20 protein-coding genes are annotated in these 24,489 nt (G+C 62.7%); 8 read left to right on the top strand and 12 right to left on the bottom strand.

Going from position 1 to position 24,489, the window contains the following annotated elements:
• Positions 1–66 precede the first annotated feature (66 nt).
• The 4 genes from ACH2DG_RS04190 to ACH2DG_RS04175 all read right to left on the bottom strand — a co-directional run bounded on the left by ACH2DG_RS04190 (position 67) and on the right by ACH2DG_RS04175 (position 4,443).
• A complete protein-coding gene (locus ACH2DG_RS04190; protein WP_395024444.1) occupies positions 67–819 on the bottom strand; it encodes an ABC transporter ATP-binding protein in 753 nt (250 codons plus the stop codon).
• A complete protein-coding gene (locus ACH2DG_RS04185) occupies positions 816–1,595 on the bottom strand; it encodes an ABC transporter ATP-binding protein (RefSeq protein ID WP_395024443.1) in 780 nt (259 codons plus the stop codon). Before ACH2DG_RS04185 ends, ACH2DG_RS04190 begins: the two co-directional genes overlap by 4 nt.
• 66 nt (positions 1,596–1,661) lie before the next feature.
• Positions 1,662–3,302, bottom strand: coding sequence for an ABC transporter ATP-binding protein (locus ACH2DG_RS04180; protein ID WP_395024442.1), 1,641 nt, complete (start codon positions 3,300–3,302; stop codon positions 1,662–1,664).
• Positions 3,295–4,443 carry an ABC transporter permease gene (locus tag ACH2DG_RS04175; protein ID WP_395024441.1) on the bottom strand — a complete coding sequence of 383 codons (1,149 nt, stop codon included), beginning with the start codon at positions 4,441–4,443 and terminating at the stop codon, positions 3,295–3,297. The genes ACH2DG_RS04180 and ACH2DG_RS04175 overlap by 8 nt, the downstream gene beginning before the upstream one ends.
• Before the next feature lie 125 nt (positions 4,444–4,568).
• On the opposite strand from ACH2DG_RS04175, the gene ACH2DG_RS04170 reads away from it, so the two are divergent.
• A complete protein-coding gene (locus tag ACH2DG_RS04170; protein ID WP_395024710.1) occupies positions 4,569–5,054 on the top strand; it encodes a DUF2127 domain-containing protein in 486 nt (161 codons plus the stop codon).
• Positions 5,055–5,076: 22 nt separating this feature from the next.
• Here ACH2DG_RS04170 and ACH2DG_RS04165 read toward each other — a convergent pair whose 3' ends face one another.
• Both ACH2DG_RS04165 and ACH2DG_RS04160 read right to left on the bottom strand, forming a co-directional pair.
• Positions 5,077–6,105 (bottom strand): microcin C ABC transporter permease YejB, encoded by a 1,029-nt coding sequence (locus tag ACH2DG_RS04165; RefSeq protein WP_395024440.1) that lies wholly within the window; start codon positions 6,103–6,105, stop codon positions 5,077–5,079.
• Positions 6,106–6,242: 137 nt separating this feature from the next.
• Entirely contained in the window at positions 6,243–8,102 is a 1,860-nt protein-coding gene (locus tag ACH2DG_RS04160) for an extracellular solute-binding protein (RefSeq protein WP_395024439.1), read from the bottom strand.
• Between the two features lie 111 nt (positions 8,103–8,213).
• On the opposite strand from ACH2DG_RS04160, the gene fabI reads away from it, so the two are divergent.
• Complete coding sequence (gene fabI / locus ACH2DG_RS04155; RefSeq protein ID WP_224149364.1) at positions 8,214–9,014, top strand: enoyl-ACP reductase FabI; 801 nt, start codon at positions 8,214–8,216, stop codon at positions 9,012–9,014.
• Positions 9,015–9,119: 105 nt separating this feature from the next.
• Here fabI and rhuM read toward each other — a convergent pair whose 3' ends face one another.
• Both rhuM and ACH2DG_RS04145 read right to left on the bottom strand, forming a co-directional pair.
• On the bottom strand, positions 9,120–10,103 hold the full coding sequence (gene rhuM / locus ACH2DG_RS04150) for a RhuM family protein (protein ID WP_395024438.1): 984 nt from the start codon (positions 10,101–10,103) through the stop codon (positions 9,120–9,122).
• A 113-nt stretch (positions 10,104–10,216) separates the two neighbouring features.
• Entirely contained in the window at positions 10,217–12,691 is a 2,475-nt protein-coding gene (locus ACH2DG_RS04145; protein WP_395024437.1) for a heavy metal translocating P-type ATPase, read from the bottom strand.
• A gap of 240 nt (positions 12,692–12,931) precedes the next feature.
• On the opposite strand from ACH2DG_RS04145, the gene ACH2DG_RS04140 reads away from it, so the two are divergent.
• Entirely contained in the window at positions 12,932–13,804 is an 873-nt protein-coding gene (locus ACH2DG_RS04140; protein ID WP_395024436.1) for a DNA ligase, read from the top strand.
• Between the two features lie 183 nt (positions 13,805–13,987).
• On the opposite strand, the gene ACH2DG_RS04135 is transcribed toward ACH2DG_RS04140, so the two are convergent.
• Entirely contained in the window at positions 13,988–16,537 is a 2,550-nt protein-coding gene (locus ACH2DG_RS04135; protein WP_395024435.1) for an Orn/Lys/Arg decarboxylase N-terminal domain-containing protein, read from the bottom strand.
• A gap of 169 nt (positions 16,538–16,706) precedes the next feature.
• On the opposite strand from ACH2DG_RS04135, the gene ACH2DG_RS04130 reads away from it, so the two are divergent.
• A complete protein-coding gene (locus tag ACH2DG_RS04130) occupies positions 16,707–17,141 on the top strand; it encodes an NfeD family protein (RefSeq protein ID WP_395024434.1) in 435 nt (144 codons plus the stop codon).
• Positions 17,142–17,418: 277 nt separating this feature from the next.
• A complete protein-coding gene (locus tag ACH2DG_RS04125; protein ID WP_395024433.1) occupies positions 17,419–18,336 on the top strand; it encodes an SPFH domain-containing protein in 918 nt (305 codons plus the stop codon).
• 126 nt (positions 18,337–18,462) lie between these two features.
• Here the strand turns inward: ACH2DG_RS04125 and kdgR are convergent, their stop codons facing one another.
• Both kdgR and kduD read right to left on the bottom strand, forming a co-directional pair.
• Positions 18,463–19,245 (bottom strand): DNA-binding transcriptional regulator KdgR, encoded by a 783-nt coding sequence (gene kdgR / locus ACH2DG_RS04120; RefSeq protein ID WP_395024432.1) that lies wholly within the window; start codon positions 19,243–19,245, stop codon positions 18,463–18,465.
• Between the two features lie 48 nt (positions 19,246–19,293).
• The gene (gene kduD / locus ACH2DG_RS04115) at positions 19,294–20,091 is read right to left on the bottom strand and encodes a 2-dehydro-3-deoxy-D-gluconate 5-dehydrogenase KduD (RefSeq protein ID WP_395024431.1); all 798 of its coding nucleotides are present in this window, start codon (positions 20,089–20,091) and stop codon (positions 19,294–19,296) included.
• A 324-nt stretch (positions 20,092–20,415) separates the two neighbouring features.
• On the opposite strand from kduD, the gene kdgT reads away from it, so the two are divergent.
• The 3 genes from kdgT (at position 20,416) to ACH2DG_RS04100 (ending at position 23,203) form a co-directional block, all read left to right on the top strand.
• The gene (gene kdgT, locus ACH2DG_RS04110) at positions 20,416–21,438 is read left to right on the top strand and encodes a 2-keto-3-deoxygluconate transporter (RefSeq protein WP_395024430.1); all 1,023 of its coding nucleotides are present in this window, start codon (positions 20,416–20,418) and stop codon (positions 21,436–21,438) included.
• A 51-nt stretch (positions 21,439–21,489) separates the two neighbouring features.
• Positions 21,490–22,251, top strand: a complete 762-nt coding sequence (locus ACH2DG_RS04105; RefSeq protein WP_395024429.1) for an SDR family oxidoreductase — start codon at positions 21,490–21,492, stop codon at positions 22,249–22,251.
• A 106-nt stretch (positions 22,252–22,357) separates the two neighbouring features.
• Entirely contained in the window at positions 22,358–23,203 is an 846-nt protein-coding gene (locus ACH2DG_RS04100) for an ureidoglycolate lyase (protein ID WP_395024428.1), read from the top strand.
• 117 nt (positions 23,204–23,320) lie between these two features.
• Here the strand turns inward: ACH2DG_RS04100 and ACH2DG_RS04095 are convergent, their stop codons facing one another.
• The gene (locus ACH2DG_RS04095; RefSeq protein WP_395024427.1) at positions 23,321–24,367 is read right to left on the bottom strand and encodes a LacI family DNA-binding transcriptional regulator; all 1,047 of its coding nucleotides are present in this window, start codon (positions 24,365–24,367) and stop codon (positions 23,321–23,323) included.
• Between the last annotated feature and the right edge of the window lie 122 nt (positions 24,368–24,489).

Below are 24,489 nucleotides of genomic sequence, written 5' to 3'. Positions count from 1 at the left end.
CAAAAAGGAGCATTTCTGCTCCTTTTTTGATTTTCAGGCCTGCACCGACATTGCCCTGGCCTTCCGTTACACACCAACCAGCCGGGCCCCCGTCCTCTCCCGCTCCAGCAATGCCGCCATGCTGCCTTCGAACTGGATTTCGCCCTTCTCCAGCACATAGGCCCGGTCGCTCACCAGTTGGGCAAAGTGCAGGTTCTGCTCGCACAGCAGGATGCTCACGCCATGCGCCTTGAGCTGCAGGATCATCTGCACCATCTGCTCCACAATGACCGGCGCCACGCCTTCCGATGGCTCATCGAGCAGCACCAGGTAGGGATTGCCCATCAGGGTACGGGCCACGGTCAGCATCTGCTGCTCGCCGCCGCTCATCTGCCCTCCGGGGCGCTGGGGCATGGCTGCCAGATTGGGAAAGAAGGCCAACAGGCGCTCCGCCGTCCAGTCGCTCGCCACCGTGCCGTCCGGCCAATGGCGGGCGGGCTGGCGGCCCACCTCCAGGTTCTCCAGCACCGTCAGCTCGGTGAAGATGCGGCGGTCCTCGGGCACGTAGCCCAGGCCTAAGCGGGCAATCTGCCAGGCTTCATGGTGCGAGATATCGCGCCCGCAAAAACGTACCTGCCCGCTGCGCCGCGGCAAAAGGCCCATGATGGCCTTGAGTGTGGTGGATTTGCCCGCACCGTTGCGCCCCATCAGCGCCACCACCTCGCCACGCCGCACGTTCAGCGACACATCAAACAGGATATGGGCCGCTCCATACCAGGCATTGAGCTGGCGCGCCTCCAGCAGCACATCTGCGTTTGCAGCATTCACAGCGCCGTTCATGCCGCCTCCTTGCTGGCTGCTGCCTTGTAGGTGGAGCCCTTGCCCAGATACACAGCCTGCACCTCCGGGTTGCTGCGCACCTCGTCCGGCGAGCCCTCGGCGATCAGGCGGCCACGCGCCAGCACGATGATGCGGTCGGCATAGGCAAACACCACATCCATGCTGTGCTCGGTGAACAGTACCGCCATGTCGCGCTCGCGCGCCAGGCGCTGCGTCAGCGCCATCAATTGGTGGCGCTCGGCCTGGGCCATGCCGGCCGTGGGCTCGTCCATCAGCAAAAGTGGCGGCTGGTGCGCCATGGCAATGGCCAGCTCCACACTTTTCACATCGCCATAGGCCAGTTCGCTGCAGGGGCGGTCCGCCTGGGCCTGCATGCCCACCAGCGCCAGCAGGGCCAGTGCCTCGTCGCGCCGGAAATCACGCGCCTTCTGCCACAGCCCAAAGCTGCGGCCCGCCGCCGACAGCAGCGCCATCTGTACGTTTTCAACCACCGTCAGCGACGCAAAGGTTTCCGCAATCTGGAAGGTGCGCCCCACCCCCAGGCGCCAGATCTCGCGCGGCAGCTTGCCCACCAGCTCGGTGCCATTGAGGCGCACCGAGCCGGCGTCTGCCCGCAACTGTCCACCCACCATGTTGAAGGTGGTCGTCTTGCCTGCGCCATTGGGGCCGATCAAGGCCAGCACCTCGCCGCGCCGCAGCGAAAAGCTGACATCGGCCACCGCCTGCACGCCGCCAAAACGCTTGCCCAAATGGCTCACCTGCAGCAATTCCGTCATGATTTATGCGTCAAAACAATATCCAGCCCTTGCCCATCAAGCGCAATCAGCTATCAAAACAGTAGTTCACGGGGCCACTGGCGACAGCTCCAGGCTTGATGCCATCAGGCGCTGGGTATAGGCCTCGCGCGGGGCGTCCAGCACCTGCATCACTTCGCCCGATTCGACAATCCGCCCGTCCTTCATCACCAGCACCTCGTGCGCCATGGCGCGGATCACGGCCACATCGTGGGTGATCAGCACATACGACAACCCGCGCTCCTTTTGCAGTCGCTGCAGCAAGGCCAGCACCTGCTGCTGGATGGTGACATCGAGCGCACTGGTGGGCTCATCAAGCACCAAGATATCCGGGTTGACAATCAACGCACGGGCAATCGCCAGCCGCTGGCGCTGACCGCCTGAGAATTCGTGCGGGTAGCGCTCAAGCAGGCCGGGGAACTGCTCCTCGGTCAGACCCACTTCTCGCAGCAATGCCAGCACCTGCTGCTGCAGATCGGCGGCGGGCATGCGGGGGTGGGCCAGTTGCAGGCCCTCGCCCACGATCTCCTGCACCGTCATGCGCGGCGACAGCGACGAGAACGGGTCCTGAAACACCACCTGCACCTTGCGGCGCAACTGCTGGTTGGCAGCCGTGTTGCGCTGCGCGGGCAGTTGCCAGGGCTGCTGCTCGATGCGCAGCTCACCCGTGCTGGGCAAAAGCCCCAGAATGGCCTGGGCCAGGGTGGATTTTCCCGAGCCCGACTCGCCAATCACGCCCAGCGTCTGGCCCTGCGCCAGCTGCAGGCTGGCTTCGCGCACCGCCTCGAACCGGCCCTTGCGGAACCAACCTTTGAAGCCCGGCAGCGGCGTGGCGTACGCCACGGACAGGTTCTTCGCCTGCAGCACAGCCTGCGCACCAGCCTGCGGCGCGACGACATCGCGCTGCGGCGTGCTGGCCAGCAGCTTGCGTGTATAGGGGTGCTGCGGCGCAGCAAATACCTCGGCCACACTGCCTTTCTCCACCAGCAGGCCTTTTTCCATCACTGCCACCCGGTCGGCAAAGTGCCGCACCAGTGGCAGGTCGTGCGTGATCATCAGCACCGCCATGCCCGTCTCGCGCTGCAGATCGTTCAGCAGATCCAGAATCTGCCCGCGCAGGCTCACATCGAGCGCTGTGGTGGGTTCATCGGCAATCAGCAGCTTGGGTTTGCAGGCCAGTGCCATCGCAATCATGGCGCGCTGGCGTTGCCCGCCACTCAACTGGTGCGGATAGCTGCCGGCGCGCCGCTCGGGCTCGGGGATGCCTGTGGTCGCCAGCAATTGCACGGCCTGCGCCCAGGCTGCCTTGTCCGACAGCCCTTGCTTGAGTTGCAGCACCTCTGTAATCTGCGCGCCCATGGTCATCAGCGGGTTGAGCGCCGTCATTGGCTCCTGAAAGATCACCGCGATCTCATCACCGCGCACGGCCTGTATCTCACGCTCTGAAATCTGCAGCAGGTTGCGCGCACCCATCAAGGCCTCGCCGCGCAATTGCGCGTCTCCCACGAGGCGCAGCAGCGACAGGGCGGTCACGGATTTCCCCGATCCGGATTCACCCACCAGCGCCAGCTTTTCGCCCGCATGCATCGAAAAGCTCACGCCCTTGACCACGTCCTGGCCCCCAAAGGCCACATGCAGGTCGCGCACCTGCAACAGCGGTGCTGCCTCTGCCCGAATGGTGTCAACCATGGCGCACCTCCACATGTGCTGGCTGGGCAGGCAAGGCTGCCGCTACAGTTTGCGCAGCTGTCTGCGCTTTGTTGGAGGGCGCAGCCGGGGTATTGAGCTGCTTTCTCGGGTCGAGCGCATCACGCAGCGCATCGCCCATGAAGGTGAGCAGCAGCAAGGTGATCACCAGAACGCCAAAGGTGGCGAGCGATATCCACCAGGCGTCAATGTTGTTCTTGCCCTGCGAGAGCAGCTCGCCCAGGCTTGGCGTGCCGGGCGGCACGCCCAGGCCCAGGAAATCCAGCGAGGTCAGCGTCAGGATTGCAGCGCTCATGCGGAAAGGCAGAAAGGTCACCACCGGCGTCAGGCTGTTGGGCAGGATGTGCCGCCACATGATCTGCCAGTTGGGCACGCCCAGTGCGCGGGCAGATTTGACGTAGTCCAGTTGCCGGTTGCGCAGAAACTCGGCGCGCACATAGTCTGCCAGCCCCAGCCAACCAAACAGGCTCAGCAGAATCAGCAGCAGCGCCACACTGGGCGCGAATACGGCGCTGAAGATGATCAGCAGGTACAGCTCGGGCATCGAGCCCCAGATCTCCGACAGGCGCTGCAGCAGCAAATCAGTCTTGCCGCCGAAAAAACCCTGTATGGCGCCTGCCACCACGCCCAGCAGCACGCCAATGGCCATCAACGCCAGCCCAAACAGCACGCTGACGCGAAACCCATACAGCAGCTGCGCCAGCAGGTCTCGCCCCCGGTCATCCGTGCCCAGCCAGTTGTCGCGCGAGGGCGGCGAAGGATTAGGGGCCTTCGCAAAGTAATTGATGGTGGATTTACCGTAGCGATTGATGGGAAAAATCGCCCAATTGCCATCCTTGGCCAGTTGCTGCTGGATGAAGGGGTCCAGAAAATCGGTGGTGGTGTGGAAATCGCCGCCAAACGTGGTTTCCGGGTAATCCTTGGCCAGCGGAAAGTAGGTATGCCCTTCGTAGCGCACGATAAGCGGCTTGTCGTTGCTGATCACCTCGGCAAACAGGCTCACCACCACCAGCACCACAAAAACCACCAGGCTGTAGAACCCCTGCTTGTTGGATTTGAAGCGTCGCCAGGCGCGGGCGGCGGGTGAGCGGCCGGGGGCCGCAGTGGAAACACGCTCGGTCATCGGTATGGTCTGCGGAGTCTGCGCGGGCGCAGCTCCCCTCCTGTCGCTGAATGGTTGGGCCTGAGGCCGACTATATCGCCATTGATAGCGCCATTGGCCGACAGCAAAACGGCGCGCCTTCGGCCATGCTGTGCGCCATGTCTGCTGCCAATCCCCCCCATGCCCTGCGCACTGCGCTGCAGGGCATTGCCATCTTTGAAGCCCTCAAGGGCGTTGCTGCGCTGCTGGGCCTTCTGGGTCTGTTGAGCCTGCTGCACCACGATCTGCACCGCCTCGCGCTGGAGCTGATCGGGCACTTCGGCCTGTCGCCCGAAGCCCGCTACCCGGCCGTGCTGATCAACTGGGTGGACAGGATCAATGCCAGCTCCATCCACACCCTTGTGCTGCTGGGCTCCCTTTACATCGCACTGCGCTGGCTGGAGGCCTGGGGCCTGTGGCACGACAAAGCCTGGGGCGAATGGCTGGGCGCGCTGTCCGCGGGCCTGTACATACCGCTGGAAGTCCGACACCTTCTGGCGCACCGCCACTGGCAGGGTGCGCTGGTGCTGCTGCTCAACCTCATGCTGGTGGCCGTGCTGCTGCGCCGCCTGTATCTGCGGCGCAAGGCGTAGGGGGTGGCTAGGCATGCGCGCCTCAATCGAACTTGACACGCGGATCCACCCACACATAGCACAGGTCGCTGACAAGCTTGGTGACAAGGCCGATCAGCGTGAACAGGTACAGGGTGCCCAGCACCACCGGGTAATCGCGGCGGATCACGCTCTCGTAGCTGAGCAGGCCCAACCCGTCGAGCGAAAACTGCGTCTCGATGAGGAGCGAGCCTGCAAAGAACGCGCCAATGAACGCCGCAGGAAAGCCGGTCACGATGGGCAGCAGTGCATTGCGGAAGACATGGCGCCACAGCACCTGACGCTCCGACAGCCCTTTTGCGCGCGCCGTCATCACATATTGCTTGCGGATTTCCTCCAGGAAGGAATTCTTGGTGAGCATGGCGGTCACCGCAAAGCTGCCCGCCACCATGGCGGTCACCGGCAAAGTGATATGCCAGAGGTAATCGATGATGCGCGCACCCCAGCTCAGTTCCTCCCAATTGGACGAGGTAAGCCCGCGCAGCGGAAACCATGCCAGTTGCCCGGCAAACACGACCAGAAGCAGCACGCCCAGCACAAAACCGGGAATGGCATACCCCACCAGCACGAACAGCGAGCTGACCAGGTCGAAGCGCGAGCCTGCCCGCACCGCCTTGGCAATGCCCAGCGGCACGGCCACCAGGTAGCTGATCAGAAAGGTCCACAGGCCCAGACTGATGGAAACCGGCAGCTTTTCCTTGATGAGTTGCCAGACGCTCTTGTTCTGAAAGAAGCTGCGGCCCAGGTCAAACCGGGCAAACTGGCCCACCATTTGCACAAAGCGCTCGACAGGCGGCTTGTCAAAGCCATAGAGCGCCTTGATCTCGTCGAGGCGCTTCTGGTCGACGCCCTGGCCGCCACGGTAGCTCATGCCGCCGCCCTCCGCTCCACCGCCGGCCCCCGCCTTGGCCTCGGCCAGGTACTGCTCCACCGGGCCACCGGGTACGAACTGGATCACGGCAAAGGTCAGCAGCAGCACGCCCAGCAGGGTCGGGATCATCAGCAGCAGGCGTTTGAGGATGTAGGCGAACATGCGTGCGGGGCTCCTGCGTCAGGCGTCTGCGTGGCTCACGGGACCGGCATCCGTCGAAAATACTACTAAAAACATAGCTTCTTGCGCTTGCACAGTGGGCAGAAATGGCCTTTTTATCATAGTTTTTCGGGATCGCATCAAGGCTTGGCTGTTTCTGCCGTCAACGGCGGCAGGCGCGCCCACCAGTTGTTGATGACCCAGGTCTCCCCCGGCGCATAGGCCGGAATCTGGGGCGGCACGACCAGGCGCCAAGCGTCGTACACCATGCGGTGGCTGCCTGCGTAGTACTGCGGAATCAGGTAGTGGCCTGCAACAATGATGCGCTCGAGCGCATGGCAGGCGGGCAGCAGTTGCTCCTCGGTCTTGGCACTGCTCATCTGGGCGATCATGGCGTCGACGGCGGGGTTCTTCAAGCCGATAAAGTTGCCCGAGCCTTCCTGGTCGGCAGCGGCACTGCCGAACAATTCCGCGTATTCCTGGCCCGGGTTGTTGGTGCCGGGGATGTTGAGCGAGATGATGTCGAAATCGAACTTGTCCGTGCGCTGCTGGTACAGCGCAAAATCCACCAAGCGCAGCTTGAGCGTGATGCCCAGCTTTTCCAGGTTGCGTGTCCAGGCGCTGACCACCTTGGCGCCCCCTTCGTTGCTGTCCAGGTATTCCAGCACCAGCGGCTCACCCTTGGCATTGCGCAGCAGGCCGTCGCCGCCCACTTTCCAGCCCGCATCTGCCAGCAGTTTCTGCGCCTTGCGCAGATTGCCGCGCAGGGTGTGTTCGCCCCCTTCTTCGCCTTGGCCGCCGTCCGTGCGGGGCGGCTCCTGGATGGGGCCCAAGGTTCCCGCAGGAAGGCTCTTTTCAAATGGCTGGAGCAAAGCCAGCTCGGCGGCGCTGGGCGCGCCGTGGGTCTCGCAGGCCGTGTTGCCGAACAGGCCATGCACCCGCTGGTAGGCGCCGTAGAACATCTGCCGGCTCATCCACTCGAAATCGTAGGCCAACCCCAGGGCCTGCCGCACACGCGCATCCTGCAAGAGCGGGCGGCGGGTGTTCAGAAAATAGCTTTGAAAACCCGACGGCAGCTTGTTGGCAAAATCCCCCTTGCGCAGCTCTCCGCTGTCAAAACGCTTGCCATAGAGGCGCCGCGCCCAGTCGCCTGCGCTGAAAAACCGCATCAGGTCGAATTCGCCCGCCTTCAAGGCTTCCAGGCGGGCCGTGCTGTCCCGGTAGATCTTGATGGTGACCTTGTCGAAGTTGTTGCTGCCCACGCGCACCGGCAGATCCTTGCCCCAATAGCCCGCGTCGCGCACGTAGGTAATGTCCTTGCCGAAGTTGACCGGCCCGATCTTGTACGGGCCGCTGCCGATGGGAATGTCGGTCACGATCTGGTCAAACGGCTTGGCCTTGCCATCATCGCCCTTGCCCCAGTCGCGGCTGAAGACAGGCAGACCGCCCACGGTCAGCGGCAAATCGCGGTTGGGCTTTTTGAAGCGGAAACGCACGGTGCGGTCATCGACCACATCGCAACCGTCCACATCCACCAATAGGGTTTTATACCCGGGTGATACATATTTGCTGATCAGCGTTTCGTAGCTGTATTTCACATCCTGCGCGGTGACGGGCTTGTCATTGTGAAAGCGAGCCTCCTTGCGCAGCCGGAAGGTGGCGGACAGGCCATCAGGCGCCACCACCACATCTTCGGCCAGCAGGCCGTAGCCGGTGGCCGTTTCGTCCAGGCTGCCGGTCAGCAGGCTCTCGAACAGCATGTCGCTCAGGTAGGCCGGGGGCGAGCCCTTGATCGTGAACGGGTTGTACTTGTCGAATGTGGAGTAGCGCAGGCCGCTCACCAGGCGCAGCTCACCGCCCTTGGGGGCATTCGGGTTGACATAGCCAAAATGCTTGAAATCCGCGCCATAGCGCGGCTCGCCCCACAGGGCATAGGCATGATTGGCCCAGGCAGGAGCGGCAGCGGCCGCACACAATATCAGCGGAAGGCAAAAGCGCATGCGACAATTCTGCCTCAGCCGGGGGCCTTGCCATGCATTTTTTGGTGAATGGGCGTCCGACCATTTTTTTGGCCGGTCCGCGTTGGATCGGTACTTATCAGGAGAAGAACAATGGGTTTTCTGACCGGCAAAAAGCTGCTGATCACAGGCGTGCTGTCCAACCGTTCCATCGCCTACGGCATTGCCAAGGCCTGCCACGAGCAAGGCGCCGAGCTGGCTTTCAGCTATGTGGGCGAGCGTTTCAAGGACCGCATCACCGAATTTGCCGCCGAATTCAACTCCAGCCTGATTTTTGACTGCGACGTGGCCGATGACGCCCAGATCGAAGCCATGTTCAAGGGCCTGGGCGAAGCCTGGGGCAAGTTCGACGGCTTTGTGCATTCGATCGGCTTTGCACCGCGCGAGGCGATTGCCGGCAACTTCCTCGACGGTCTCTCGCGCGAAGGCTTTCGCATTGCGCATGACATCAGTGCCTACAGCTTCCCCGCCATGGCCAAGGCTGCGCTGCCATACCTGAACGACAAGTCGTCGCTGCTGACCCTGTCGTACCTGGGGGCCCTGCGCTCCATCCCCAACTACAACACCATGGGCCTGGCCAAGGCATCGCTGGAAGCATCGGTGCGCTATCTGGCCGAGGCTGTGGGCCGCACCGAAGACGGCCGCGCCATCCGCGCCAACGGCATCTCGGCCGGTCCGATCAAGACCCTGGCTGCCTCCGGCATCAAGGATTTCGGCAAGCTGCTCGGCCGCGTGGCCGATGCCGCCCCGCTGCGCCGCAACGTGACGATTGAAGACGTGGGCAACGTCGCCGCCTTCCTGCTGAGCGATCTCGCCTCGGGCGTGACCGCCGAGATCACCTACGTGGACGGCGGTTTCAGCCAGACGGCAGGCCTGTCGGCCGACCAGGTGTAAGAAGCATCACCCGCTTTTTCCAAATAAAAAACCCTGCAAATGGCTGCATTTGCAGGGTTTTTTATCGGTATCGAAACCATTACCGGCGATAAAACAGATCACGATTCATCTATCGTCACGGCCTTTTGCCAGCATGTGCATGATCAGACGAATCAGCACGTCCTTTTGCGAGGGATGAGATTCAGCCACCAAAAGCGCCAAGGCCGCCAAACCAACGTCATTGATCGCAGGCTGGCCCTCAGAATCCAGCAACCGCCCATTTCGATGCAGGAACTCGACAAATAAAAATGCGCCACTGCGCTTATTACCATCTGCAAACGGATGGTTCTTGATCACAAAATACAGCAAATGGGCGGCTTTGGACTCGATGCTCGGATAAGCGGGTTCGCCGAACACGCTTTGGTCCAAATTGCCCAGTAGCGCACCCAGTCCATCTCCCCGCTCTTTTGCAAACAGTTCGGTCGCCTCACCTCGTCGCATCAAATCGGCCTTAAGACCGGCCAGCGCCATCCGGGCTTGGTCAACGGTCGGCAACCGGCCGCCCAGTTGGGCAAATGGCTCGGTAAGCAAGCCTTCGTCGTAGCGTTGCAGCCATAAAAAGGCATGGGTGTAACGCGTCACGATATCCACCAGCCCGCGACCGGTTTCTACCGTCAATTCCGGTATCTGTGCCGCCTTGCGCACCAACTCCAATGCCGCGTGCAGTTCTGCAGCGTTTGCTTCCAATCTGTAACGATGGAGGGTGTAGCCTCGCGTGAGGTGTTCGCGAAGCACTCCTGTGGCCCATTGGCGAAACTGCACACCTTGTTGCGATTTGACCCGGTACCCGACAGAAATGATGACATCCAGGTTGTAAAAGCGTACGGGCTTATCGGAATGGGCAATGTGCAAAATTTGCACATTGCTTTCTTCTGCCAATTCGCCTTCCTTGAACACATTGCGGATGTGCTTGGTAATCACCGAGCGCTCGCGGCCAAAAAGCTGGGTCATCTGCTCCTGGCTGAGCCAAACGGTATCACCCTGCACCCGCACATCGACCAGGCCCTGCGGCCCAGAGTAAATGGCAATGGGATGAATTGCATCATGCATGTCTGGTATTACATCAGAACAATGGGATTGCACTAGCCCCTTTTGAGTTGAGCCTCAATATTGGAGGCCAACTTATACACAGCAACCGCTGACAGCTATTATTTTTATAAACCTCAGTGGTAGCGCTTGAGCCGCAGCGCATTGCCCAGCACGAACACGCTCGACATGGCCATGGCGCCTGCGGCGAACACCGGCGACAGCAGCGTGCCATAGAACGGGTATAGCAGACCTGCAGCGACCGGAATGAGCGCCACGTTGTAGGCAAAGGCCCAGAACAGGTTCTGGTGGATGTTGCGCATCGTGGCGCGCGACAGGCCGATGGCGGTGACCACGCCGCGCATGTCGCCGCCCATCAGCACCACATCGGCAGATTCGATGGCAATATCGGTGCCCGTGCCAATGGCCACGCCCACATCGGCCTCAGCCAGCGCAGGGGCGTCGTTGATGCCGTCGCCCACATAGGCGAGCGCACCATGCTCGGCCCGCAGGCGCTTTACCGCGTCCACCTTGCCATCGGGCAGCACTTCGGCCACCACCTCGTCAATGCCCAGCTGCCGGGCAATCGCTTCACTGGTGCGACGGTTGTCGCCGGTGATCATGGCCACCTTCAACCCCATGGCATGCAGGCCATCGATAGCCGCCCGCGTGGTAGGCTTGATCGGGTCGGCCACCGCAATCATGGCAGCCAGCTGGCCATTGATGGCCGCATACAGCGGCGTCTTGCCCTCGGCACCCAGGCGTGCAGCATCTTCGGCGAATACCGAGACATCGGCCCCAAGTTGCGCCATCATGCGGTCGGCGCCCACCTCTACCCGGGCGCCGCCCACCTGGGCCCGCACGCCAAAGCCGGTCACCGATTCAAAACCGGCCAGTTGCGGCATCTGCAGGCCTTCTGCCTTGGCGGCTTGCACGACAGCTTGCGCAATCGGGTGCTCCGACTGGCTCTCGACGGCTGCCACCGCAGACAGCACCGCGGCCCGCTCAAAACCGGGCGCCAGCACTAGATCGGTCAGGGCAGGCTTGCCTTCGGTCAAGGTGCCAGTCTTGTCAACGGCCACGACCTTGGCGTCCTTGAGCAGTTGCAGGGCTTCACCCTTGCGCAGCAGCACGCCCAACTGCGCAGCGCGGCCCGTAGCCACCATGATGGAAGTCGGCGTGGCCAGCCCCATGGCACACGGGCAGGCAATGATCAGCACCGCCACGGCATTGACCAGCGCAAAACTGAGCGCAGGCGCGGGTCCTGCCAGCAGCCACACCGCAAAGGTGAGCACGGCGGCGATCATCACGGCCGGCACGAACCACATGGTCACCTTATCCACCACCGCCTGGATCGGCAGCTTGCCGCCCTGCGCCTGCTCCACCATGCGGATGATCTGCGCCAGCACCGTGCCCTCGCCCACCTGGGTGGCTTCCAGGGTCAGGGCGCCCTTCTGGTTGACGGTTCCGCCCACCACCTCGGCGCCCATCTTCTTGCGCACGGGCACCGGCTCGCCGCTGATCATGGATTCGTCCACAAAGCTGTCGCCTGCCGTCACCACACCGTCGACCGGAATGCGCTCGCCGGGCCGCACCTGCACGGCATCGCTCTGGCGCACCTCGGCAATCGCCACCTCCACCCACTCGCCGCTGCGCTGCACCAGCGCGGTCTTGGCCTGCAGTTGCACCAGGCGCTTGATGGCCGCAGAAGTATTGCCCTTGGCCTTGGCCTCCATGAAACGGCCCAGCAGGATCAGCGCAATGATGACCGCCGCCGCCTCGAAATACACATTGACCGTGCCCGCTGGCAGCCATGACGGGGCAAACGTGGCCACCACCGAATAGAGATACGCCGCCGACGTGCCCACCGCCACCAGGGAATTCATATCGGGCGCTGCGCGCAGCAACGCTGGAATGCCCTTGGCGAAAAAGCGTCGCCCCGGCCCCGCCAGCGCCAGCGTCGTCAGCACAAACTGCAGCAACCAACTGGCCTGCTGCGGCAGCCATTGGCTCACCCAATGGTGAAAGCCGGGGATCAGGTGCCCGCCCATCTCCAGCACAAACACCGGCAAGGCCAGGGCCGTGGCAATGAGCAGGTCACGCTTCAAGGCCTGCAACTCGTGCTGCTGGCGCTCGCTTTGCTGATCGGCGGCCGCCATGGCGCCCTGCACCGGCCGGGCTTCATAACCTGCCTTGGCAACCGCCGCCAGCAAGGCTGGCAGCGCCACTTCGCCCGTGGCCTTGATGGATGCCCGCTCGGTGGCCAGATTCACGGTGGCGCCTTGCACGCCCGGCACGGCCTTCAGGGCACGCTCGACCCGGCCGACGCAGGACGCGCAGGTCATGCCCTCCACGGCCAGCTCAATCTGCTGCACAGGCACGGCATAGCCCGCCTTGGCGATGGCTGCAATGGCATCACCGCCCACAGCCGATGCCTGCGCGTCGGCAGCCAACTGCAGGCTGGCACGCTCGGTCGCCAGATTGACCGAGGCGCTTTTCACGCCCGGCACGGCTTGGAGGGCACGCTCCACCCGCCCCACGCAGGATGCGCAAGTCATCCCTTCAATGGGCAGCTCCAGTGTGGCGGGGTTCTTCAGGATTGCTTGGGTCATGGCGTTCTCATCTTTGTTGGATCACGTTGTCTGCCACTCTAAAGATTGCCATGGTGTGAAGGTCAAGCGCAGGGTTGGCCAGTTGGCAACAACGGCTATTTTGGCCGCCAACGCTTATGCAGCATGCGTAATGCATTCATTTTTTATAGCAGGCGTTGCCAAACGACGGGCGGCATGGCCTGGATGGCTGGCGAGCGCTAGCATGCAGCCATTCTTTCCATGCGGTATTCAGAGGCCCCCATGCTCCCCACGCATATTCCACCCCGATTGCGCTATTGGTTGTTTGGCTTGCTGCTCCTGATGGTCTTCGCCGCTCAGGCTGCCGACAAACCCGCCCTGTGGCTGGCACAGAAGTACCCGGGAGGTCTGGACCTGCAGCAGTACTGGGTGAGCGAAAAGTACGACGGCGTGCGCGGCTACTGGGACGGAACTGCATTGTGGACACGCCAGGGCGAGCGCATTGCCGCACCTGCCTGGTTCACCGCAAGCTGGCCCGCCACGCCGGTGGAAGGCGAGCTGTGGGCGGGGCGCGGGCGCTTCACCGATGCCCAATCCACCACACGCAAGGCAGTGCCCGTGGATGCCGAGTGGCGCCGCATCCGCTTCATGCTGTTTGACGCGCCAGCCTCGCCCGGCCCCTTTGATGCGCGCCTCGCGGCACTCGCACAGTTTGAAAAGGCAGTGAGCCAGCCCTGGGTGCAAGCCGCGCCGCAATGGAAGGAGACCGGCGAAGCCAGTTTGCTCAAGCGCATGGCGCGCATCGTCAAGGACGGCGGCGAAGGCCTGATGCTGCACAAGGCGAGCGCCCTGTACCGCAGCGGCCGGGGTGACGATGTACTCAAGCTCAAACCGCAAGACGATGCCGAGGCGCAGGTGATCGGCCATATACCCGGCAAAGGCAAATACGCAGACCAGACCGGCGCCCTGCTGGTACGCACAACGACAGGCCTGCAGTTCAGGCTGGGCAGTGGCCTCAAAGATGCGGACCGCCTGCATCCGCCCGCCATCGGCACCTGGGTCACCTATCGCTACCGGGGCCTGCACGACAGCGGCTTGCCGCGCTTTGCCAGTTACTGGCGCGTGCGCGGAGACGCAACGCCCGTTGCCCCGTGATTGAAGCGCTTCAAAAAGCGTAGCTGAAGGCGCTGAACTGGTGGCCTTTATAACTCATTTTCAAGGGGAAACGCCTCAGGCTTCATCCACCCGGCCTCAACACGCCGACAAGCACCGGCAAGCATAAAAAAAGCAGCACCGCAGTGCTGCTTTTGCTTTCAGGCCGACAGACCCGGGTGCCTATCAGGACTTGGGCGTACGCGGCTTGGGTGCCTTGGTGGTCCTGGTGGACTTGGTGGCGGCCTGCGGCGTCTTCTCCACGGGCGAGATCTTGCCGACGCTGGCGTCGCCTACGGGCTTTTCAGCGTTCAGCGCCTTCTTCATCGCCGCTTCCGTCTTGATCTTGCCGGATTTGGCAGGCGCACGGCCTGCCAGCATGGGGCTGGTCTTTTTGCCAGCGGCCACGGGCGCCGAGATCACCTGCGTCTGCACGGCCTGATCGCCCGCATCCAGCGCCACGCAGTCCGCGTAGTAGCGCACTTCGCCCTTGTCGTCCACCAGTTCCACGAGGCCGTGGATATCGGTCTCGAAGCCGGGGCACAGCTTGGAGAATTCGCGTGCGAAGATGAGGTAATCGACAATCTTGCGGTTGAAGACTTCACCCGGAATCAAAAGCGGAATCCCCGGAGGGTATGGCGTTACCAGACCCACGGTCACGCGGCCTTCCAGGTGGTCGATCTCGACGCGGTCCGTCTTGCGGCGCGCAATGTGCGCGTAGGCGTCCGAAGGCTTCATCGCAGGCGTCAGCTCCGACAGGTACATCTCGGTCGTCAGGCGCGCGATGTCGTACTTGGCGTAGAGTTCATGCACGTGCTGGCACAGGTCGCGCAAGCCCATGCGCTCGTAGACCTTGTGCTGCTGGCAGAACTCGGGAAGGATGCGCCACATCGGCTGGTTCTTCTCGTAGTCGTCCTTGAACTGCTGCAGCGCGGTCAGCATGGTGTTCCAGCGGCCCTTGGTGATGCCGATGGTGAACATGATGAAGAACGAGTACAGGCCCGTCTTCTCGACCACCACGCCGTGCTCGGCCAGGTACTTGGTCACGATCGATGCCGGAATGCCGGTCTTGTCGAACTTGCCGTCCAGGTTGAGGCCAGGCGTGACGATGGTCGACTTGATCGGATCGAGCATGTTGAAGCCGTCGGCCAGCTCGCCAAAGCCGTGCCAGCTGTTGGAGCTGGCCTTGCCGCTCTTGCTCTTCTTGCCCTTGATGATCCAGTCGTCGGCGCGGCCCATGCCCTCTTCGGCCAGCTCATGCGGGCCCCAGACCTTGAACCACCAGTCGTTCTTGCCGAATTCGTCTTCCACCTTGCGCATCGCGCGGCGGAAATCCAGGGCCTCGACAATCGACTCCTCCACCAGCGCGGTGCCGCCGGGCGGCTCCATCATGGCGGCAGCCACGTCGCAGCTGGCGATGATGCTGTACTGCGGGCTGGTCGAGGTGTGCATCAGGTACGCCTCGTTGAACAGGTTGAAGTCCAGCTTCTGGGTCTGGCTGTCCTGCACCAGCACGTGCGATGCCTGGCTGATGCCGGCCAGCAGCTTGTGGATCGACTGCGTGGCATACACGACCGAATGCTTGGGGCGCGCGCGCTTCTTGCCCATGGCGTGGTAGCTGCCATAGAAGGGATGGAAAGCCGCGTGCGGCAGCCATGCCTCGTCGAAGTGCAGGTTGTCCACATAGCCATCGAGCTTTTGCTTGATGGTTTCGGTGTTGTAGAGCACGCCGTCATAGGTGGACTGCGTGAGCGTCAGCACACGCGGCTTGACCGTCTTGGGGTCCACGCCCTTGAGCAGCGGATTGGCGGCAATCTTGGCTTCGATCGTCTTGGGCGAGAACTCGCTCTCGTGGATCGGGCCGATGATGCCGAAGTGGTTGCGCGTGGGCTTCAGGAACACCGGAATCGCACCCGTCATGATGATGGAGTGCAGGATGGACTTGTGGCAGTTGCGGTCCACCACCACCACATCCCCGGGCGCCACCGTGTGGTGCCACACCATCTTGTTGGAGGTGGACGTGCCGTTGGTCACGAAGAAGCAGTGGTCGGCATTGAAGATGCGCGCGGCATTGCGCTCGCTCTCGCCGATTGCGCCGTTGTGGTCGAGCAGCTGGCCCAATTCTTCCACCGCGTTGCAGACGTCGGCGCGCAGCATGTTTTCACCGTAGAACTGGTGGTACATCTGGCCGATGGGGCTTTTGAGGAAGGCAACGCCGCCGCTGTGGCCGGGGCAGTGCCAGCTGTAGGAGCCGTCTTCCGCATAGTCGAGCAGCGCCTTGAAGAACGGCGGCTGAATGCTCTCGAGGTAGTTCTTGGCTTCGCGGATGATGTGCTTGGCCACGAACTCGGGCGTGTCCTCGAACATGTGGATGAAGCCGTGCAGCTCGCGCAGGATGTCGTTGGGCAGGTGGCGGCTGGTCTTGGTCTCGCCATAGATGTAGATCGGCACATCGGGGTTCTTGCGGCGCACTTCGGAGATGAAGTCGCGCACATTGCGCACGATCAGGTCCTCGTCGCCGCCCTGGGTGAATTCTTCGTCATCCACCGACAGGATGAACGCACTGGCGCGGCTTTGCTGCTGGGCAAACTGCGAGAGATCGCCATAGCTGGTCACGCCCAGTACCTCGAAGCCCTCTTCCTCGATCGCATGGGCGAGGTCGCGGATGCTCAGACCGGAGGTGTTCTCCGAGCGGAAATCCTCGTCAATGATGACGATGGGAAAGCGAAATTTCATGGGCAGTGCCTCACAATGAACAGAGCAAACAACAGACAAGAAACGAAACAGGCGCGAAGTGTACGGAATTTAGAACTCCGTTTTATGTAATGAATGTCAATTGCCGCAAAATTGATCAACATATCGCACAATGCAGCAACAAGTCTGAGCGAACAAGGAGGAATCGACAATGGCACTCTCAAGTATCTGGTGGCTGATGGCGGGTATTGCCGTGATTGCCGAGTTGCTGACCGGCACACTGTATCTGCTGATGGTGGCCATTGGCCTGGCCGCTGCCGCCATTGCCGCGCACCTGGGCGCTGGCGAGACAACGCAAGTGGTAGTGGCTGCGATCGTGAGCGCGGCAACCGTCCTCGCATGCTACCTGCGGCAAAAGCGGCTGGGCGCCCTGCACAACACCCAGGAGGACCGCAGCATTCACCTCGACATTGGCGAGCAATTGACCGTGGACCACTGGCAGCCCGACGGCACCGCCCAGGTGCGCTACCGCGGCGCGCAGTGGACTGCCGTGCTGCAGCACGGCACGCAACCCACGGCCAGCGGCCACTACCGCGTGGTGCGGCTCGATGGCAACCGGCTGATGGTGGAGCCTGCCGCGGCGTAGTGCCATCTAGTGCCATCGGCGCGGGTGCCACCCGGGCATGTTGGCGCCACGGCCAGGCATCCTGATCAAAAGCAGGAAGATCGGCTGCCACGGCGCATCAGTGGTTCGGCCCTGCCTCCAAAACAATAGCATTCACCCACCCAGGTCATTGCGGCGCCGCATCAGGGCACGCATGTTTTAATCGGGCCACGGGCTCCTATTGAGGCCCACAGGCCCCCGGGCCACTGCCGCCCGCAGTCATTGCGGTCATCGCCGGAATCCATCCAGAGGAGAACACATGGAAATTGCGATCATTGCCCTTGTCATCGTGGTGATATTTGTCGCCATGTCCGTCAAGATCGTGCCCCAGCAGCATGCATGGGTCAAGGAACGCCTGGGCCGCTATGCCGGCACACTGGCGCCAGGCCCGCGCTTCATCATCCCGTTCGTCGACAAGGTCGCCTACAAGCACAGCCTGAAGGAAATCCCGCTCGATGTGCCCAGCCAGGTCTGCATCACGCGTGACAACACCCAGTTGCAGGTCGATGGCATCCTGTACTTCCAGGTGACCGACCCGATGCGCGCCAGCTACGGCTCGTCCAACTACATCATGGCCGTCACCCAGCTGGCACAGACTTCGCTGCGCAGCGTGATCGGCAAGCTCGAACTCGACAAGACCTTTGAAGAGCGCGACATGATCAATGCGCAGGTGGTCTCGGCCATTGACGAGGCCGCGCTGAACTGGGGCGTGAAGGTGCTGCGCTACGAGATCAAGGATCTGACGCCGCCCGCAGAAATCCTGCGTTCCATGCAGGCGCAGATCACGGCAGAGCGTGAAAAGCGCGCGCTGATTGCCGCCTCCGAAGGCCGTCGCCAGGAGCAGATCAACATCGCGACCGGCGAGCGCGAGGCCTTCATCGCCCGCTCCGAAGGTGCAAAGCAGGCCGCCATCAACAACGCCCAGGGCGAGGCCGCATCCATCACCGCCGTGGCCGACGCTACCGCACAGGCGCTGGAGCGCATCGCAGCGGCCATCCGCCAGCCCGGCGGCGAGCAGGCCGTGCAGCTGAAGGTGGCCGAACAGGCCGTCATCGCCTATGGCAAGCTGGCCAGCGATGCCACCACCACCCTGGTCGTGCCCAGCAACATGACGGAAGTCTCCAGCCTGATCACCTCGGCGATGAAAATGATCCAGACCACGCAGCGCGGCAACTGACCGGCCAACCATATGGATGGGCTCCAATCCCCGTCCATAAAACACAAACCGCTACTGAATCAGTAGCGGTTTTTTCTTGCCCTTGCGACGAAGGTATGCGCCCGGCACCAGCCCCAGGTTTGCGGCTTACTCCGTTGGCTGCCAGCCCAATCGGGCCGAGATCGACTGGCTGGCCGCCTTCAGCAGCGCGGTATAGCGCTCGGGCGTATCGGCGTCGCAGCGCATGGTGGGAAATGAAATGGACAGCGCCGCAATCACCTTGCCAAAGCGGTCGAACACAGGCACGGCAATGCAGCGCAGGCCAGGTTCGGCCTCTTCGTTGTCTTCGGCAAGGCCGAGCTTCCACACGCGCGGCAGAATCTGCATCACTGCCTCGGCCGTGTCCAGCGTCTGCGGCGTGAAAATCTTCAGCGGCTGCAAATCCAGCAGTGCCCGCGCCTTGCTGGGCGTCATATGCGCCAGCAGCACCTTGCCGATGGCCGTACTGTGCAAGGGCTTGCGCCGCCCGATGCGCGATTGCATGCGCAACCCGAAATCCGATTCGATCTTGTGGATGTAGATGATGGCGTCTTCATCCAGGGCGCCCAGGTGGATGGTTTCGCGCGTCAGCTCGCCCAGGCGGCGCATGTCCTCGTCAGCCTCACGCACCAGATCCGTATTCTCCAGCGCCTTGCCGCCCAGCTCGAACAGCTTGAGCGTGGCGCGGTACAGTTCCGATTCGCCGTCCTGCGCCACGTAGCCCAGGGCCCTGAGCGTCTGCAGCAGCCGGTGCACGGACGATTTGGACAGCGCCAGCTGCTGGGCCAGTTCGGTCACGCTCACATCACGCCTGTTGCCCAGGCACTCCAGGATGGCAAACGCCTTTTCAACGGCAGCTACAGTGTCGGATTTGTCCTGAATGGTGGTCATGGGCAGCAAAACGGGGCGGTCTATGTCTTGGAGAATATACGCAGCCCATTATCGGGCCAGCCAGCCGCCATCGACAGCCAGCGTGTGACCATGCACATAGTCTGCCGCAGATGAGGCCAGGAACACGGCCGCGCCCCCCAGGTCTTGCGGCGCCCCCCAGCGGCCTGCCGGAATGCGCTGCAGTATCTCGCGCGCACGGCCCGCATCCTGGCGTAGCGCCTCGGTGTTGTTGGTTTCGATATAGCCCGGAGCAATCGCGTTCACATTGATGCCCTTGGCCGCCCACTCATTGGCCAGCAGGCGCGTGAGGCCCAGCACCCCGCTCTTGGCCGCTGTGTACGACGGCACCCGAATGCCGCCCTGAAACGACAGCAGCGACGCAATATTGATGATCTTGCCGCCGCGCCACGCCCCACCCTGCTCTGCCCCGCGTGCCAGCATGTGGCGCGCCACCGATTGGGACAGGAAAAACAGCGTCTTGAGGTTGGTGTCCATCACGGCATCCCAGTCTTCCTCGGAGAAATCCAGCGCATCGGCACGGCGGATGATGCCTGCGTTGTTCACCAGCACATCCACATGGCCCATGTCTTCCAGCACCTGCTCCATCACGCCAGGGATGGCGCTGGTGGACGCCAGATCGGCCCGCACCGCTACAAACCGGCGGCCCAGCGCACGAATCTGGTGCGCGGTCTCGGTCGGCTCGCTGCGGTTGACACCCACGATATCGGCCCCCGCACGCGCCAGTGCCACCGCAATGCCTGCACCGATACCGGTGTTGCACCCCGTCACCATGGCCACACGGCCATGCAGATCAAAAGGGTTGAACGGGACAGCAGCTGGAGACATGGGGTTCCTTTTGTGGATGACGCCGGGATGGCGTTGCTTGCAGATCGATGGCGGTCAAGGGGCTCACGGCCATGGCCTGGCAACCCTTGGCATCTTCGGGCCACACCACCAAAGAGATAAGACAAGTATAGAAATCAAATTTATTTTTCGGAACTATGTTCTGTTTTTTTATTATTTTTTTCTCTATTTTCGAAATTACTAGGGTTTACATCATGATTTTTGGTGGGATTTCTATGAAACACTGCAGGCGTCAAGACTTTGTTGTCTGACAACAAAACAAACCATACATAACAAAAGCGCCTGCCGCGGCGCAAGGAAAGAGACATGCACATCAAGAAAGCCATCGAGCGCGTGCCCGGCGGGCTCATGCTGATTCCCCTGCTGCTGGGCGCCTGCGTCCACACCTTTGCGCCCGATGCGGGCAAGTATTTCGGCTCGTTCACCAATGGGTTGATGACGGGCACGGTGCCGATCCTGGCCGTCTGGTTCTTCTGCATGGGCGCCACCATCAACCTCAAGGCGACCGGCGTGGTACTGAAGAAGTCGGGCACCCTGGTGCTCACCAAGATCCTGGTCGCCTGGGTGGTCGCGATGATCGCGACCCGGCTGCTGCCTCCCGGCGGCATTCAGACGGGTTTGTTCACCGGCCTCTCGGTGCTTGCTCTCGTAACAGCCATGGACATGACCAATGGCGGCCTGTACGCCGCATTGATGCAGCAGTACGGCACCCAGGAGGAAGCCGGGGCATTTGTGCTCACCTCCATCGAGTCGGGCCCGCTCGTCAGCATGCTGATCCTGGGCGCCACCGGCGTGGCCGTATTCGAGCCGCGCCTTTTCGTCGGCGCCGTGCTGCCGTTTCTGATCGGTTTTGCGCTGGGCAACCTCGATGCCGAACTGCGCGAGTTCTTCGGCCGCTGCGTCCACCCCTTGATTCCGTTCTTCGGTTTCGCGCTGGGCTGCTCGATCGACCTGGGCGTGATTGCCAAGAGTGGGTTCACCGGCGTGTTCGTCGGTCTGGCGGTCATCGTCATCACCGGCGTGCCACTGATCCTGGCCGACAAGGTGATCGGCGGCGGCAATGGCACGGCGGGGTTGGCAGCTTCGTCTACCGCAGGCGCTGCAGTGGCCAATCCGCAGATCATCGGCAACATGATCCCCGAGCTCAAACCCATGGCCGATTCCGCCACGGCCATCACCGCCACGGCCTGCCTGCTCACGGCCATCCTGGTGCCGATCCTCACCGCGATGTGGGCACGCAAGTACGAAATGCTACGAAACAAGGAGCAATCCGCGCAAGCTGCACCTGCGCAAAACCCCAGTTCACTGGCGCAAGATGGCCATTTCTGACCAACGGACACCGCCAGCCCCCCAGGAAAGATCGACAGGAAAGAAGAAAGAATGAGCAATTTGACCCTCCCCTCCCAACGCCTTGCAGGCAAGGTAGCCCTGGTGACCGCAGCCGGCCAAGGCATTGGCCGCGCCAGTGCCGAGCGGCTGGCCGCCGAAGGCGCGCGCGTGATCGCCACCGACATCCACATTCAGTCGCTCTCGGGCTCAGGCCTGGATGCACGGCAATTGGACGTGCTAGACAACGCCCAGGTGCAGGCGCTGGCCGCCGAGCTGGGGCCCATCGACATCCTGTTCAACTGCGCAGGCTTCGTACACGCGGGCTCCATCCTGGAATGCAGCGAAACCGACTGGGACTTTGCCTTCGACCTGAATGTGAAGGCCATGTACCGCACCATCCGTGCCTTTCTGCCCGGCATGCTGCAAAAAGGCGCCGGCAGCATCATCAACATGTCGTCGGCCGCCTCCAGCATCAAGGGCGTGCCCAACCGCTTTGCCTACAGTGCCTCCAAGGCCGCCGTCATCGGCATGACCAAGTCGATTGCCGCCGATTACTGCACCAAGGGCGTGCGCTGCAATGCCATCTGCCCCGGCACGGTCGATTCGCCGTCGCTCGCCCAGCGCATCACGGCACAGGCACAGCACGAAGGCCGCTCGGTGGACGAAGTGCGCGCTGCCTTCATCGCCCGCCAGCCCATGGGCCGCGTGGGCAAGCCCGAGGAAATCGCGGCGCTCGTGGCCTACCTGGCGTCCGACGATGCCGCCTTCACCACGGGGCAGGCGCATGTGATCGACGGCGGCTGGGCCAACTGACTACAGCTGATCGCAACGAATGACAACGAGTGGGTAGCGGCTGCGTGACACCCCTCGCACCCCGCCCTGCATAGACTAAGAACATTGTTTTGATAATGGAGACTGCATGAAACTGCTGCGCTACGGCCCTGTGGGCCACGAAAAACCCGGACTGCTGGACGCCAGCAACACCTTGCGCGACCTGTCTGGCGTGGTGGCCGACATCCACGGCGACACCTTGAGCGATGCGGCGCTTGCCAAATTGCGCGCCATTGACCCAGCCACCCTGCCCGCCGTCGGCGGCCAGCCGCGCATTGGCCCCTGCGTGGGCCGCGTGGGCAAATTCATCTGCATCGGATTGAACTACGCCGACCATGCCGCCGAATCAGGCGCGGCGATTCCCACCGAGCCTGTGGTGTTTGGCAAATGGACCAGCGCCATCTGCGGCCCCAACGACAACGTCGAGATTCCGCGCGGATCGACCAAGACCGACTGGGAGGTGGAACTGGGCGTGGTGATCGGCAAGCCCGCCAAATACATCACCGAGGCCGAGGCGCTCGACCATGTGGCCGGCTACTGCGTGATCAACGATGTGTCCGAGCGCGAATGGCAGATCGAGCGCGGCGGCACCTGGGACAAGGGCAAGGGGTTCGACACCTTTGGCCCCATCGGCCCCTGGCTGGTGACGCGCGACGAAGTGCCCGATCCGCAGAACCTCGCCATGTGGCTGGATGTGGACGGCAAGCGCTTCCAGAACGGCAACACCAAGACCATGATCTTCACCGTGGCGCAGATCATCGCCTACCTCAGCCGGTGCATGAGCCTGCAGCCGGGCGATGTGATCTCGACCGGCACGCCACCCGGCGTTGGCCTGGGCATCAAGCCCACACCCGTCTACCTGAAGGCAGGCCAGACCATGCGCCTGGGGATTGAGGGCCTGGGCGAGCAACAGCAGAGCACAGTCGCCGCCTGATCCACTGCGGCACCGAACGGCTCGCACGGCATTGCCCTGCGGGCTTTTTGCCATCAAAAACAGGGCTTCTGCGCTTGCCGGGTGTATGTTGGCAAGCCAATCACTCCATAGGGGAGATCAGCCCTGCAACCGTGCCGTGGAGGCGCGCGCGACGATCTCCGGCATGGGGCTGTCCGCGCGCAGGCGCTGCGCATCGCCGCGCAGCCGCTCGAATAACAGGTCAATGGCCTGCCGCGCCACCTGATCGAGGTGCAGATTGACGGCGGTGAGCGGCGGCTCGCAGGTGCGGGCGCGCAAGCCGTCGTAGCGGGTTGCCAGCATGATGTCCTGCGGCACGCGAAGCCCCGCCTGCTGCAGGTACTGGGCAGCGCCCACGGCAAACACATCCACCAGCACCAGGAAGGCATCGATCTGCGGGTATGCGGCCAGCAGGGTGCGCGCGGCATCGCGCCCCCCGGCTTCGCCCCGGCTTTCGTCCATCCGCAACACCACGGATGCCATGCCGCGCTCTTCCACCATGCTTGCATAGGCAGCGTCGGCCTGGGCATACGAGGTGCGCTCGGCCGTGCCCAGTACCAGGGCGATATGGCGCGCGCCCCTGGCCAACAGGTGAGCCAGCAGCATCTGCACCGTCGTGCCCGATTGCAGATCCACATAGGGAATGTCATCAAAAGCGGAGCCGCCGGGCTTGCCGATGGACACCACAGGCAGACCGCGCGCCGTCAGGTCCGCAAGCTGGCGATCCGCAGCAGACGGCTCGATCAGCAAGGCACCGTCGACATCCAGAACATCCAGCGGCGAGCGGCCCGACTCCAGCGGCGGCACCAGCACCATGGCCATGCCCCGCTCCAGCGCCGACGCAGCCGCCACCGAGGCGACCTCCATCATGAAGCCCAGTCGCGAAGGGCCGCCCGCCACGGCAAAGGGCATCGATGACATCAGCGCAATCATGCTGGTTCCGCCCCCGCGCAGGCGCTGGGCGTGGCGGTTGGGCCGGTAGCCCAGTTGCAATGCAGTTTCTTCCACCCTGCGCCGCGTGGCCGGGTCCACTTGGCCGCGGCCATTGAGCGCGTGCGAGACGGTGGTGACTGAAACACCCGCCTGCCGCGCCACATCGGAGATGGTGGTGCGGGGCGTTTTAGCAGGCACGGAAGAATCAGTCATGCGGGAGGGCGGTGTGAAAAATAGAAGTACTGGGGAAAACCCAGAGTTGCACCTGGTAACCAGCAATGCGTATACTTTAAACCACCCAAAACGATTTGGTAAACACCAATTACCGGCTTCAT

The organism is Comamonas odontotermitis (assembly GCF_040396735.1).
GTDB lineage: Bacteria > Pseudomonadota > Gammaproteobacteria > Burkholderiales > Burkholderiaceae_C > Comamonas > Comamonas odontotermitis_C.
Note: the sequence above shows the minus strand (reverse complement) of the source record. Positions and strands in the feature narration are given on the sequence as shown.